15 protein-coding genes are annotated in these 14,045 nt (G+C 63.2%); 1 reads left to right on the top strand and 14 read right to left on the bottom strand.

The window, feature by feature from the left end; translation table 11 throughout:
• Positions 1 to 2: 2 nt before the first annotated feature.
• Both B4393_RS08295 and B4393_RS08290 read right to left on the bottom strand, forming a co-directional pair.
• Positions 3 to 920, bottom strand: a complete 918-nt coding sequence (locus B4393_RS08295; protein WP_070937952.1) for an alpha/beta fold hydrolase — start codon at positions 918 to 920, stop codon at positions 3 to 5.
• Between the two features lie 13 nt (positions 921 to 933).
• Positions 934 to 1,617, bottom strand: coding sequence for a TetR/AcrR family transcriptional regulator (locus B4393_RS08290; RefSeq protein WP_070937951.1), 684 nt, complete (start codon positions 1,615 to 1,617; stop codon positions 934 to 936).
• 151 nt (positions 1,618 to 1,768) lie between these two features.
• Here B4393_RS08290 and B4393_RS08285 point away from each other — a divergent pair, with 151 nt between their 5' ends.
• On the top strand, positions 1,769 to 2,923 hold the full coding sequence (locus tag B4393_RS08285) for a low temperature requirement protein A (RefSeq protein ID WP_070937950.1): 1,155 nt from the start codon (positions 1,769 to 1,771) through the stop codon (positions 2,921 to 2,923).
• Here the strand turns inward: B4393_RS08285 and B4393_RS08280 are convergent.
• From B4393_RS08280 to B4393_RS08225, 12 genes are all read right to left on the bottom strand, one after another.
• Complete coding sequence (locus B4393_RS08280; protein ID WP_413816135.1) at positions 2,920 to 3,354, bottom strand: hypothetical protein; 435 nt, start codon at positions 3,352 to 3,354, stop codon at positions 2,920 to 2,922. The genes B4393_RS08285 and B4393_RS08280 overlap by 4 nt on opposite strands.
• A gap of 217 nt (positions 3,355 to 3,571) precedes the next feature.
• Entirely contained in the window at positions 3,572 to 5,017 is a 1,446-nt protein-coding gene (locus B4393_RS08275; RefSeq protein ID WP_078333709.1) for an NAD(P)(+) transhydrogenase (Re/Si-specific) subunit beta, read from the bottom strand.
• Positions 5,014 to 5,343 carry an NAD(P) transhydrogenase subunit alpha part 2 gene (locus B4393_RS08270; protein WP_070937948.1) on the bottom strand — a complete coding sequence of 110 codons (330 nt, stop codon included), beginning with the start codon at positions 5,341 to 5,343 and terminating at the stop codon, positions 5,014 to 5,016. The genes B4393_RS08275 and B4393_RS08270 overlap by 4 nt, the downstream gene beginning before the upstream one ends.
• A 2-nt stretch (positions 5,344 to 5,345) precedes the next feature.
• Positions 5,346 to 6,434, bottom strand: coding sequence for a Re/Si-specific NAD(P)(+) transhydrogenase subunit alpha (locus B4393_RS08265; RefSeq protein WP_070937947.1), 1,089 nt, complete (start codon positions 6,432 to 6,434; stop codon positions 5,346 to 5,348).
• 99 nt (positions 6,435 to 6,533) lie between these two features.
• Complete coding sequence (locus tag B4393_RS08260; RefSeq protein WP_078333708.1) at positions 6,534 to 7,559, bottom strand: glutathione S-transferase family protein; 1,026 nt, start codon at positions 7,557 to 7,559, stop codon at positions 6,534 to 6,536.
• Positions 7,560 to 7,600: 41 nt separating this feature from the next.
• Complete coding sequence (locus B4393_RS27780; protein ID WP_165758444.1) at positions 7,601 to 8,047, bottom strand: hypothetical protein; 447 nt, start codon at positions 8,045 to 8,047, stop codon at positions 7,601 to 7,603.
• 242 nt (positions 8,048 to 8,289) lie between these two features.
• On the bottom strand, positions 8,290 to 9,885 hold the full coding sequence (locus B4393_RS08250; RefSeq protein WP_236743132.1) for a cysteine peptidase family C39 domain-containing protein: 1,596 nt from the start codon (positions 9,883 to 9,885) through the stop codon (positions 8,290 to 8,292).
• 12 nt (positions 9,886 to 9,897) lie between these two features.
• Positions 9,898 to 10,194, bottom strand: coding sequence for a hypothetical protein (locus B4393_RS08245; RefSeq protein ID WP_078333706.1), 297 nt, complete (start codon positions 10,192 to 10,194; stop codon positions 9,898 to 9,900).
• Between the two features lie 78 nt (positions 10,195 to 10,272).
• Positions 10,273 to 11,199, bottom strand: coding sequence for a class I SAM-dependent methyltransferase (locus tag B4393_RS08240; RefSeq protein ID WP_078333705.1), 927 nt, complete (start codon positions 11,197 to 11,199; stop codon positions 10,273 to 10,275).
• A 12-nt stretch (positions 11,200 to 11,211) separates the two neighbouring features.
• Positions 11,212 to 12,138 carry a class I SAM-dependent methyltransferase gene (locus tag B4393_RS08235; RefSeq protein ID WP_078333704.1) on the bottom strand — a complete coding sequence of 309 codons (927 nt, stop codon included), beginning with the start codon at positions 12,136 to 12,138 and terminating at the stop codon, positions 11,212 to 11,214.
• A 1-nt stretch (position 12,139) separates the two neighbouring features.
• Positions 12,140 to 13,048: an SAM-dependent methyltransferase gene (locus B4393_RS08230; RefSeq protein WP_078333703.1), complete on the bottom strand. Its 909-nt coding sequence runs from the start codon at positions 13,046 to 13,048 to the stop codon at positions 12,140 to 12,142.
• A 2-nt stretch (positions 13,049 to 13,050) separates the two neighbouring features.
• A complete protein-coding gene (locus B4393_RS08225) occupies positions 13,051 to 13,983 on the bottom strand; it encodes a class I SAM-dependent methyltransferase (RefSeq protein WP_078333702.1) in 933 nt (310 codons plus the stop codon).
• Between the last annotated feature and the right edge of the window lie 62 nt (positions 13,984 to 14,045).

Raw genomic sequence — 14,045 nt, 5'->3', positions numbered from 1 at the left:
GTTCACTCTACCTTTGCAGTTGGCGGGCCCAGGAACTCACGTACAAGTTCATAGACCACATCCGGGCATTCCAGATGCACGAAATGTCCACCGCCATTGATGATTTCAACGCTGCGATGAGGCAGATCCAGGCGCGCAGAATCTACCAGTCGCTGCGTCATGCATCCATCGTTACGACCATGGAGGTACAGCACCGGCGTACGCGCCCCGTCCAGGAGGGATCGCTGGGTCCGCCAGTACTTCCGCGACGGGAACAACGCCCTCCGAATGTTTGCGCGGTAGTAGCCGATGACTGCGCGGCGATTCCCCTTCTGAAGCATCGCCTCACCGGTGTACCGCAGATCCGCTCGCGCGTCGTATCCCGGCGACCACCGGCGCCAGTACAGACGAAGAAGCCAGGGCAACAACAATTCCGGTAGCACCGGCACCTGATGAAACAGCGTGTACCAGCTCATCAGCAGTTGCCGTCCGAGTACGCCCGGCCAGCCGGTGGGCCCCATCGAAGCCAGATTTGAGCCGATCACTTCAAACGGCGGCACGGCCATGGTGACCATGCGGGCGAACGGTGAACGGCTGCTGCGGGCGAGGGCATTGCCGACCAACGCTCCCCAGTCGTGGCCGATGTATACCGAGCGTTCGTCGCCATCCAACGCTGCATGAATGTCGAGAACATCTTGCATCAGGGCGCCCAGGCCGTATTCGGCGTCGGCCGGTATCTCGCTAGGTGAGTAGCCGCGGGTGAATGGGGCCACCACGCGCCATCCCTCGGCGGCCAACCTCGGCCCCAGCAGGCGCCAGGTGTGTGCGGAGTCGGGGAAGCCGTGCCCGCAGATCACCAGCGGGCCGTCGTGGGGTCCCCAGGACAGCGCCTGCAATCTGACGTTGGGCAAGTCCAATGTCAGGATGGAGTCAGCGGCCACTACCGGTCCGCCGCTACGGGGTGCCGTCAACGGATGTTGTGGACGCGACGCCCAACGGATCGTTGATCCGTGTCGCCTCGTCCCGAATCAGCCCACGCAGCAGCGTGGTGCTGAACTCCACCGCGATCTCCTGCGCGCTGCGGCGCCCACTCGGGTTGAGCCAGCGGTACGAGCCCAGCACCATTCCGATATAGCCGAGTGCCATGACATGAGAGTCGCATTCGACGAACTCACCGCTGGAGATACCGCGCTCGATGATGTTCTGGACCCGTTCCTGGACCATGTCCTCGCGCTTGCGGATCTCAGCCACCTGCTCGGGCGAGAGCCACTCCGAGAGGAAAGGGTTCTCCTGGAAGTAGACGGCTCCCTGCTCACGGTTGGAGAAGATGAGTGCCAGCATGCGGCTCGTGCATTGATACAGCGACTCACGCGCCGTCCAATTCGGATCGTCCTGCAGGCAGGCCAGGGTCTCCTCGGCAGCCTTGAAGTAGATCTCGTACAGGATGAGCGCCTTGGACGCGAAGTAGTGGTACACGGTGGCCTTGTTCAGGCCGGCGACATCGGCGATATCGTCCATGCGGGTGCCGTGATATCCGCGGGCCGCGAACAACTTGGACGCCACCGCCACCAATTCCTCGCGGCGACCAGCACGGCGCTGCGAGGAGCCGCCTGCCTTAGTGTCGGTCACCGGTTGCATGGTGCCTCACTATATGCGTAGGGAATCTGTTCGCGGACGGGATCCCGATCAACTGGTTGGGTTAGGCGCCCACGAGGTTCGCCAGCTTGACGGCCTTCTGCACGTTAAGCTGCCCACGTCCGCCGCAGTCTCGAGACCAGTAGGTAACCACATGATCGGTGGCCTGAGGGCCATGGTGTCCCGCGATCCGGCACAACCGCACCGCGCGTCCACCCCGCTTGAATTGCTGTTCGACCTCGTCTTCGTGGTCGCGGTGTCCCGCGCTTCGGGCGCTCTGCACCATTTCTGGTCCGAAGGCCATTTTGTCGACGGGCTCGTCGGGTATGCGATCGGCTTCTTCGCCATCTGGTGGGCCTGGATGAACTTCACCTGGTTCGCCAGCGCCTTCGACACCGACGACTGGCTGTACCGGGTGACGACATTCGTTCAGATGGCCGGGGCGCTCACCATCGCGGCGGGGGTAGAGCGCGCGATGACCGAGTCAGACTTCGGCATTGCGATCGCTGGGTATGTCCTGATGCGCATCGCGGCGGGGAGCCAGTGGGTGCGCGCGGCCATCAGCGATCCCGCGATGCGCCCCACCTGCCTGCGCTACGTGGCAGGCATCTCCATCGCCCAGGCGGCCTGGGTGTGCTGGGGGCTCTTCGCGCCGGCAGACCTACGCGTACCGCTGTTCGTGGTGATCGCCCTGGTGGACATCTCGGTGCCGTGGTTAGCCGAGCAGGTGGCGCCCACAACGTGGCATCCCCAACACATCGCCGAGCGCTACGGCTTGTTCACCCTGATCGTGCTTGGTGAATCCATTCTCGCGTCGGCGAATTCAATCATCGGCGGTGCCGACGAAGCCGAGAACTACACCACCATGATCGGCATCGCGGTCTCCGCGTTGGTCATTGTCGCCGCAGTCTGGTGGATCTACTTCGACCAAGAACAAGAGTGCAAGGACGCATCGCTGCGGGCCACCCTGTTGTGGGGATACAGCCACTACTTCATCTTCGCCGCCGTGGCTGCACTCTCGGCGGGCTTCGAAATCGCCGTCGACGAGGGGCTCGGCAAGAGCCACCTGAACCCCACGATCGCAGCACTCACGATCACGATCCCATTCGCCATCTATCTCGTGCTGGCCTGGCTGGTGCTGCTGCTGCAGCGCCGCGATGCGATCTTGAACATCGGGCTACCTGCCATTGCCGTCGCCTCGGTGGCGATTTCTCCCCTACCGCACGCGCTCTACTGGCTGGCAGCGTTGGCGGCGCTGGCCGCGGCGCTGGTGACCTGGCGCCGGGTCGAGGACACCGAAGCCCATTAGCTCGGCGGCGGAACTTCTTGTGGTTCCGGAACTTCTTGTGGTTGCACGATCGGACAGATCTGCTCCAGGGTCGCCATCGCGTTGACAGCGCGAACCATCGCGTCGTTCTGGGAAGGCAATATCTCGGTTACCGACGTGACAGCGGAGAGCTGATCCGCATACTGGTCGGCGGCAGCCGCCGCATCGGTGGCGCGAGTGCGCACCAGGTCATCGGTCGTACCCGCTGCAGCATTGCGAAGTACCTCTGCAATCGCGCGGTTCCGGGTGGCGCCGATCTGACTGGCCGACTGCCCTTGGGTGTACGTCATCTGTTGGATCTGTTGACGCGCCTTATCCACCGAAGAACAGTCATGCGGTTCGGCAGCCGCCGACACCGGCACAACCACGGCGACAGCCGACATGAGAACCACCACTAGCGCACTACGCGACACGAACAAATGCTACGACGTCAACGCCGACTACGCCGAGTGGGAACCTGGCACACGGTCGTTACCGCCAGGCGGCCGTGATCGAGATACTCCATGCCCCATGTTCGCCAAGAAGCCCCATAAGGTTCTAGAACAAGCCCTCAACGACGAAGTGACGTGATGGAGGAAGCCCTCCATCACGTCACCGTCGTTGACTTGCCCTGTCAGCGCAAGGGATTCCTTACAGCGCCTTCAGCTCCTCGATGACCGCGGACACCGACTTCTTGGCATCCCCGAATAGCATCGAGGTCTGCGGCTGGAAGAACAGCGGGTTCTCGATACCGGCGTAGCCCGAGCTCATCGAGCGCTTCAGCACGATCACCGAGCGCGACTCGTCGACGTTCAGAATCGGCATGCCGTGAATCGGGCTCGACGGGTCATTGCGAGCCGCCGGGTTGGTGACGTCGTTGGCGCCGATCACGATGGTGACATCGGTCCGGTTGAACTCGCCGTTGATGTCGTCCATTTCCTTCATGGCGTCGTACTCGACATCGGCCTCGGCCAGCAGCACGTTCATGTGGCCCGGCATGCGGCCCGCGACCGGGTGAATCGCGTACTTGACCTCAACACCCTTGCTCTCCAGCAGGTCCGCCATTTCCTTGACGGTGTGCTGGGCCTGCGCGACGGCCAGACCGTAACCGGGCACCACGATGACCTGGTTGGCGTAGGCCATCTGGATCGCGGCATCGGAAGCCGATGTGGCCTTGACCGTGCCCTGCTCGGCCGAACCACCCGCAGCCGCGGTGTCACCGCCACCGAACGAGCCGAACACGATGGCCGGAATCGACCGGTTCATCGCGACGGCCATCAAGTTGGTCAGGATCGAACCGGACGCGCCGACGATCATGCCCGCGACGATCATGGCGGTGTTGTTCAGTGCCAAACCTGCTGCGGCGGCGGACAAACCGGTCATCGCGTTGAGCAGTGAGATGACCACCGGCATATCGGCGCCACCGATCGGGAACACCACGAACAGACCCATCACACCGGCGAATACCAGCACCGCGACGATCCACCACACGGGCAGACCCGGGTGCAGCCCGATGTAAACGGCAGCACCGACGGCGGCCAGCAGCAGCACGATGTTGGAGGCCTGGAAGAGCTTGGCGGAAGCGACGAGCCGCTTCTCGACGTTCTTCGGAATGGACTCCTGCAGCTTGGCGAAGGCCACCAGCGAGCCCCAGAACGACACCGAGCCGATGACCGCGGCGAACAGCGACCCCACCACCAGCGCGACGGTCGGCGACTGGTCCGGCTTGAACTCCGAGAAACCCTTGGTTTCAATGAATTCCGACCAGGCGATAAGTGCCACGGTGCCGCCGCCGACGCCGTTGAACAGCGCCACCAGCTGCGGCATGGCCGTCATCTTGGTCTTCAGCGCGGGCGGGATACCCAGCGCGACACCGATTCCCAGACCGGCGCCGATAAGAATCCAGTCCAGCGTGGTGGCCGTCTCGCTGACCTTGATCAGCGTGGCGAGCACCGCGATACCCATACCGACGGCGGCGATCCAGTTACCGCGCACCGCAGTCTTGGGTCCGGTCAGCCCGGACAGGCCGTAGATGAAGAGGGCGAATGCGGCGATGTAGAGAACATCGACGATGTAGTTGAGGCTCTCAGAAGTCACTTGACTGCCTCTTTCTGCTGCTCAGACTGTGCTGGCTTTTTAGACTTGAACATGCCCAGCATGCGATCGGTCACCAGGAAGCCACCAATCACGTTCAGGGTTCCGAAGATCAGCGCGACGAACGCGATGATCCGGGTACCCCAGCTGGCGTCGGCGGGCAGGTTGCCCAGCACGATCAGCGCACCCAGCACGACGATGCCGTGAATGGCGTTGGTGCCCGACATCAGCGGGGTGTGCAAGGTGTTGGGCACCTTGGAGATAACGGCGAACCCGACGAACCCGGCAAGCACCAGGATCGCGATGTTGGCCAGCAGCTGTCCATACATGACTAGGAGACCTCCCGGGTAACGCAGGAACCCGCGACGATCTCGTCATCGAAGTCCGGCGCCAGGGCACCGTCCTTGATGAGGAGTTCGAGGACGGACGTGATGTTCTTGGCATACAGCTCGCTGGCGTGTTCGGGCATGGTGGCCGGCAGGTTCAGGGGCGAGACGATGGTGACACCGTGCTTGACGACGGTCTGGCCTGGCTCGGTGAGCTCACAGTTGCCGCCGGTCTCGCCGGCGAGGTCGACAACCACCGAACCCGGCTTCATCCCTTGAACGGCGGCGGCGGTCACCAGGCGCGGAGCGGGGCGTCCCGGCACCAGTGCGGTGGTGATGACGACATCGAATCCCTTGATGGCATCTTCGAGTGCCTGCTGCTGCTTCTGACGCTCCTCGTCGGTCAGCTCGCGGGCGTAGCCGCCCTCGCCGGCCGCATCGATCCCGAGATCAAGCCACTGGGCGCCGACCGAACGAACCTGATCGGCCACCTCGGGGCGCACGTCGTAGCCGGTGGTGCGGGCACCGAGGCGCTTGGCGGTGGCCAGAGCCTGCAGGCCGGCCACACCGACGCCGAGGACCAACAACAGCGCGGGCTTCACGGTCCCGGCGGCGGTGGTGAGCATCGGGAAGAAGCGGGTCGATTCGGAAGCCGCTACGAGCACCGACTTGTAACCGGCGACATTGGCCTGCGACGACAACGCGTCCATCACCTGTGCGCGAGAGATACGCGGAATGGCTTCCACCGCAAAGGCTTGCACGCCGGCACTCTTCAACGCGCCGATGCTGTTATCAGCATTGCGAGGCGCCAGGAAGCCGATGAGGGTCTGCCCCTCGCGCAGGCGAGCGACCTCGGCCTCCGATGGCGGCGCCACCTTCACCACGATGTCGGCGGACCAGGCGTCACCGACCGTCGCGCCGGCTTCGGTGTACAGCTCGTCAGGCAGTAGCGCGCGCTCTCCGGCGCCACTTTCTATGACGATGTTCACACCCTTGCCAATCAGGCCGGCGATCGACTTCGGTACCAGCGCTACGCGGCGCTCATCCTCACCCGACTCTCGGACAACTCCGATAGTGACTGGTTGATCGGTCATCTACTCGCCCTTCACCCTGTGGTGCAGCATGCCGACGGATACTAAGGAAAGGCATGCTTGTTAACAAGTCTTCCGTTTTTGTAAATGCTGCAAAGGTAGTTAACCAGGGCAATGACCGTAATCTGGCACGCGTTCCGACTCGCTCGGCGGACCCGGCGGAGTGCCATCACCGAACGGGCGACCACCCAACGCCTCGCGGTCGTGGACGGTGCTCCAGCCACGTAAATCCGGCCCCTTGGGGACGATGCGCGTGGGATTGATATCGGTGTGCACCACGTAGTAGTGCTCCTTGATCTGACCGAAGTCGACGGTGTCTCCGAAGCCCGGTGTCTGATACAGATCACGCGCGTAAGCCCACAGCACCGGCATCTCGGTCAGCTTCTCGCGATTGCATTTGAAGTGCCCGTGGTAGACCGGATCGAACCGGACCAGGGTGGTGAACAGCCGCACATCGGCTTCTGTGATGGTGTCACCCACGAGATAGCGTTGTCCGGCAAGCCTTTCCGACAACCAATCCAGTGCCACGAACAGCCGGTCATAGGCGGCGTCATAGGCGTCCTGGTCTCCGGCGAAACCGCAGCGATAGACGCCGTTGTTGACCTCGGTGTAGACGCGGCGGTTCACCTCGTCGATTTCGGGGCGCAGCGCCTCCGGGTACAGCTCAGGTGCGCCGGGCCGATGGTATTCCGTCCATTCGGTGGAGAAGTCCAGCGTCATCTGCGCGTAGTCGTTGGTGACCACCTCGCCCGTGGCCTCTTCGACTATCGCGGGCACGGTGATGCCGCGCGGATAGTCCGGGTACCGCTTGAGGTAGGCATCGCGCAGAAAGTGGATGCCCAAGACGGGGTCGAGCCCACCCGGGTCAAGATCGAAGGTCCAGCTGCGTTTGTCGTGCGTGGGCCCGCAGAGCCCAAGCGATAGCGCACTTTCCAACCCAAGCAGCCTGCGGACAATCAGCGTCCGGTTGGCCCACGGACAGGCACGTGCCGCAACGAGTCGGTATCTACCGGGCTCTACGGCGTAACCATCGCGGCCGTCCGCGGTGATCCGGGTGTCGATGTAGTTGGTGTCCCGCTTGAACTCGCCGGGCTCGACGTACTTGGTGTTCTCCGGGTTCTGGCTCACACACCCCAGTCTGGCACTGTCAGCGTTTGAGGCAACGTGCGTCAGCGCGCCGATCCGTCAGGTTCGCCCTTCTCGTTCAGCGGCTGGCTACGAGACAGACCGCTTGCCAGCCCATCCGGAAAACCCGGTGTGTTCCACGTACCGTTAGCCGGAGCAGCCGGATTAGCCAAACACGTGTCGTCATATTTGACGAGCGGCAGCTGAGGCCATCCCTTGTCCGAGTGATACGGCGGGTACGCAACGATGCGCACTCCAACCTCGTTGGGGCCGCTTCCGTCCTGCTGCTGCTTGTATGCGTAAGCGGTCAGTTCCGCGAATGCCATCTGGCCAAGGTCACCGGAGGATTTCTGCAGATCCACAAACGCCACCATCGATTCCGAATCACGCCCCATATCGGGCTTGGGGAGCGGTCGAGGATCGGTGGGACCACATTGGGCATACGTAATCGCCCAGCCATTGGCCAAGGCCGCATGAACTTCGTCAATCACCGGTTCACGGAAATCGTTCGCAACGGCCTTTCGGTACTTACGCGATACCCTTTCGCGATCGACAAGCGTGGTTCCCGCGGAACCACCATGGGTAACCTCGGCGGGCGCCAACCACGAATCCGATGCCAGATGATCCGACCTGGCACCGTCCGTACTGTTCGAGTCGTACTTCCCGGGATCACTCGGACACGAAGCAGCTGTCACAAACACCAGCACCACCAACGAAACACACTTCCCGTGCCTCATTTAGGCGTCACCGAGCCCCACACATTCCATCCACCAGACCACGTCAGGTCGAAGTTGCCATTGATGAATTTGTCCTTGGGAATCGTTGACGCCTTACCAGCGGCGGAGTCGTACACCTGCACGTTATCTCCATCCATGCCAGTGACCAGAATGACGTGGCTGGGGTACGGACCGGTACCAATAAACAGCGGAACCACCTGCCCTGCGCGCACTGCCGCGGTCACCGATTGGTAATCACTCGAAGCGCCGGTCGGGGGGTGCACCGTCCAGCCGTACCCACTCCCCGGCACCCCGGCCCCATTCGGCGCCCCCATCTCATCGGCGGCGCCCCAAGGCGGGGTCCCCAGCGACTCAGGCCAGTTCGTGCCCCAGCCCGGAATCCCGGCGTTATTCGTAAGGTCGTGCATCTTCTTGGCTTCTTCTCCGAACCGGGCCGTAACTGCGTCGGTATCGGTGCCACCCGGTAGCTCCTGCCCTGTTCGTGGGTCATACCCGGTGAGCACCTTCATGGCGTACAGCGGGTCGTTGATCATCTTGGCCGTCACCAAAGAGCTTGATCCGCACGTAGTGCCATCCGGCTGCCTCAGGACTTCCTCGTGATTCCTCGCGTACACCGTCGGATCAAGTTCCTGCAGTTGCTTATCGGTCAGGCCACCCTGCTCGGGAGGAAGGTTCAGTCGGTCGGCGAACCGCTGCAACGACTCGATATCCCCACCCCGCGCGAGAGCCGCAATGATCCAATTCCGCCGGGCGTCGTCCTTCGCACCGTCCAACATCGCCTGCGCCTTCGCGCGATCCTCGGGACTCATCGCCGCCAGATTGGCATCGGCACGTTCTTGCACGCCCGGCCGCAAACCGGTTCCGTCCTTGTGCCCATCCGGATCGTTCTTGGTGTCCGACCAATTGTTGACCGAACCGATGGCACCCGCGGCGACAGAGGTGTGATCGGGCAATGTGATGCCCTCCAACGCCTTTCCGAGTTCACCCTTGGCGGTGTTGACCGCCTTATCGGCGTCCCCGTACGCACCGGCGAGCTCCTCCACCCCATGCACGACGTCGCCCACGAGCTTGCGCACATACGGGATCGCATCAAATGGGTTCTTCGGAATGTTGTTCCAGTCGACGTCGTCCTTCAGTGAATTGAACGCGTTGTGCCACCGATCGCGCGCCTTCTCCATCGACCCACCGAAGGTATCCAGAGAACTCGCGACCCCGGTCGCGGCCGGACCGATCGTGGTGGATCGCGTCTTGAAGTTCGCGATGCTGGTGCGGGCCTTGTCCCCGGTTGTTTCACCGTACGAATCACCTGACGTCCGCCCCCACACCGTGTCGGGGATGGTGTTCTGGGCTTGCTGCACGTCGTTGGCATGCCACTCCCCCATGGCGGGCGCCATTTCCCGCCAGCGCGCCGCCACCTCCCGCACCGTTTCCGGGTCGGGCGGAGGGGGTTCGGTGGCCACGGAGATGACCTTGCGGACCGCCGCAACAACCTTTCTGGCAATCGGCCAGACGGTGCTCACACTGATCTCACCGATCTGTCGCAGATCGGCGATTACCTGCTCCAGCTGCTTTTGTGTGTCACCCAGCGTCATCAGGCAGCGGCCCTAGTTGAGCACCGGGAACTTGATACCGGCGTCGCTGAGATTTCCGGCGTTACGCTGATCCATCTCGACAAGTGCCCTGGTGCACGTGCGGATGTTCTGCGAAATCTCCTTCTGCACAGCCGAAACCGTGCCCAGCGCACCCGATACCCGGTTGCGCGCGGCATTCATGGCGTCGGTCAGATCACCGAGATCCTTGCCCTCGGTGGCACGTAGCTTCGCCTTGGCGAACTCGACATGTGTATCCGTCGCGTCCAGTTGTGCCGCGCATTTTTCCGTCGCTACCGGGTCGATTTTCATGCGTTCCCCCTCTGAACATGCCCCTCCCGCATGTTAGCCCGGAACATCGCGCCCAGCCAGTCCCTGGGGATAAGCCTCTTAGCTCGGCAAAACGGCGGTCACGTAGTTGCCCTGCTTGACCAATTCGAGGACCTCCTCGGGCAGCTCCGGGAGATCGACGCCATACTCGGCAGCCAATTCCAGAACATGTGCGCCCTGGACCGTCCATCCACGCGCGGCAAACCACTCCGCAACATCGGCCCGCTCTTCGTCGTAGAACAGCGTGGTGATGTCCACCTTGGACATGGGATGGTTGTCGTCCGCGTACTTCTTCTGGACCTCGCCCCATTTGGCGATGTTGGGCCTGCCCCGGGTGGCTTCCACCGCGACCTGACTACCCGGCGCCGAAAGCGCCACGACCCTCTCGAACAACAGATCCTGTGCCGCCGAAGGCAAATACACAATCAGGCCTTCGGCCGACCATGCCGTAGGAACCTCCGGATCGAATCCGGCAGCAAGCAAGGCGGCGGGCCAATCCTCACGAAGATCGATAGCGACCTCGCGCCGATCACTCGTGACTGTGGCGCCCTGCTCGTCGAGCACGCGATCCTTGAACCCCAGCACCTGGGGCTGATCCAGTTCGAAGACCTTGGTGCCCTCGGGCCACGGCAACCGGTGCGCACGCACATCCAGTCCGGCAGCGAGTATCACCACCTGCCGGCAACCGGAATTCGTCGCACGCACAAAGAACTCATCGAAGAACTTGCTGCGCAGTCCGATCTGCCGCAGCGCCGTGGTGGGGTTGAGATTCTGCGTCTCTGGATTGTCCAGCAACCCGATCAGGTGCGGTTCACCCGCGGCACGCACGAAATGCTCCGCGTAGCTGTCCCGCACCAACGGGTCGGGCTGCGTGTTCTCCAGCGCCCGTGCCGCAGCCACACCCAGCGCGGTGAACCCGACGCTCGACACGATGTCCCATGAGTCGCCGTCGCTGCGCGACCAATCCTTGTCGGCAATATCGGTCATTGATAGATCCTTTCAGGCAGGCAAGGTGCAAGTCAGGTAGTGCATGGCGCCGGCCAGCTCCCGGATGTCCTCCGGGACTTCCGGATGCTCGACGCCGTAGCGGTCGGCCAGATCGAACATGTCCAGCCCCTCGGTGTTCCATCCGCGCGCCGAGAACCACTCGATAGGTGGCGTCTTCTCCTCGTCATAGAACAGTCCGGTGATGTCGATCTTGCCGAAGGTGTCCTTTTCGGACCGGTACTTCTGTTCCACCTTCGCGAACTGACTCATCCCAAGCGTGCCCGTCGGGCCCTCGATGGCGGCGCGGCTACCAGGCGCGGACAGTTCAGCGATCCGCTCGAACAGCAGGTCTTGCGCCGTCGCGGGCAAGTACGGCAGCAGCCCTTCGGCCGACCATGCGGTGGGCTGGCCGGGATCGAATCCGGCCTCCGCGAGTGCGGCTGGCCAGTCATCGCGCAGGTCGACGGCGACGGCGCGGCGATCACAGGTCGGTGCGGCGCCCTGCTCGGCATACACGCCGTCCTTGAAGGCGAGCACCTGCGGCTGATCCAGCTCGTACACCGTGACACCGGCGGGCCATGCAAGCCGATGTGCCCGCGAGTCCAGCCCCGCTGCCAAGATCACCGCCTGCTTGATCCCGGCGGCCGCCGCGTCGAGGAAGAACTCGTCGAAGAATCGGCTGCGCATGCCCATGCCGCGCAGATACTCGAATGGGGATGCCTGCGGCGCATCACGTTTGGTAATCGTCTCGATCAAATGTGGTTCGCCCGCGGCGAGAACGAAGTGCTTGGCGAACTGGTCCACGATCAGCGCGTCGGGCCGCTCGCTCTCCACGGCGCGCTGTGCGCTGACGCCGAGTGCGGTGTACCCCACGCTGGACACGATGTCCCAGGAGTCACCGTCGCTGCGGGTCCAGCTTTCTTGGTCGGTGCTTGTCATCTCAGCCTCTCGGATGGTCTCGGATAGCGGTAAAGAACTTGGTGCTCAGGAACTTTTCAAATGCTTGTGGCAGATCGTGCAGTGGCCGGCCGTAGGTCACCGCGGCGTCTATCAGGTTGGCATCGGTAACCGTCCAACCGCGCTCGGCCAACCAGGCCTTGGTGTCCACCCGCGGATCGTCGAACCACAGGTCACGCAGATTCGGTTGTGCCTCACCGTCACTGGTGTCGTCAACAACCGTCGCGATGGAAGCCGCAAGACGCTCCAGTTCTCCAGGGTTGGGACCCAGTTCGGCGGCCACCCGGCTGCCGGGGGCCGACAACTCATTCAGCCTTTCGAACAAAGCATCCTGCGCCGCACCCGGTAGATAGGGCAACAGCCCCTCGAGAATCCATCCCGTCGGCTGACCGGCGTCAAAACCCGCCTCGCGCAAGGCGGTCGGCCAATCGTCCCGCAGGTCGACGGCCACCGTCACCCGAATAGCACTCGGCTGCGCACCGGATCGCCGCAAGACCTCATCCTTGAACTGCAACACCTTCGGCTGATCCAACTCGAAAACGGTCGTCACGGCGGGCCACGGCAATCGGTATGCGCGCGAATCCAACCCGGCGGCCAAAATCACGTGCTGACGCACTCCGGCACCTGCCGCGTCGGCGAAGAAGTTATCGAAAAATCGCGTCCGGACGCCGACCCACTGCGCGTTGAAGGCCGCAGCGCTTGTCATATCTCCACTGGCCACCGCCGCGGCAAGCTTCGGTGCGCCCGCCGCCGCCACGAAACCGGCGGCGTGCTCGTCATATGCCAGCGGCGGATCCAACTTGGCGTCGAGTGCGCGTCCCGCCGCCACCGCGAGCGCCGTGTAGCCGACGCTCGTCACGATGTCCCAGGAGTCCCCCTCGGTGCGCACCATGCCTACGCGCCGAGCACCGCGGTGAAGTACCGACTTTGTCCCATGGCGTCGGTGAGTTCGTGCTGGCCCGCCAGCGGAGCCCGGTTGTATCGCTTCAGAAGTTCGCCGGCGGTGGTCGCCTCGACGGTCCATCCGTGGTTGGTCAACCACTGCGCCGGATCCTCGCGCTCATCGCCGAACCACAGGCTCGACGGGGCGGCATCTTCCTCGGTAATGCTCTTGAAGATCCGCTGTAGCGCGCCGTCCTCGTTCTCCATCGCGTTCGACATCCGATCCGCCTGATTCCCGGGAGCGCCGAAATCCTCTACGGCAACTCGGCTTCCGGGCGCAGAAAGGTCGACAATCCGCTGGAACAGCAGGTCCTGGGCGGCTCCGGGCAGGAAGGGCAGCAGTCCCTCGGCAAGCCACGCCGTCGGCAATGAAGGATCGAATCCCGCGGCCTTGAGCGCCAGCGGCCAATCGTCGCGCAGATCCACATGCAGTTCGTGCACGGTCGCCGTGGCCCGTGCACCCTGCTCGTCGAGAACCTGCTTCTTGAACTCAAGCACCTTCGGGAGGTCTAGCTCGTAGACCGTGGTGCCCGCTGCCCAGGGCAGACGGTATCCCCGTACATCGAGGCCCGCCGCCAGGATCACTGCCTGCCGAATGCCCGCCTCCCCCGCGGCCAGGAAGAACTCATCGAAGTATTTGGTCCGCGCGCCAAGGTAGCTCGAGAACAGTTGCACGTCGGGCTCCGCCGCGACGGCGGAATCGTCGAGTAGCTCGGAGAAGATCGGCGCCTCGACCTTCGTCGCGGCGACGAAATGCTGCGCGTACTCGTCCTGTGCAAGCGGATCGGGCTTGCGTGCCTCCACCGCACGCATCGCCGAGACAATGAGCGCGGTCGCTCCCACGCTCGTCACGATGTCCCAGGTGTCACCTTCGGTTCTGGCCACAGCAGGTCTCCCATCAAACTTGCATGTCAGGTGTACGTACATTTAAAAATGCAGGTCAAGGC

Origin of the sequence: Mycobacteroides franklinii, assembly GCF_002013895.1 — a bacterium.
Taxonomy (GTDB): Bacteria; Actinomycetota; Actinomycetes; order Mycobacteriales; family Mycobacteriaceae; genus Mycobacterium; species Mycobacterium franklinii.
This window is presented reverse-complemented; position numbering and strand designations above follow the sequence as displayed.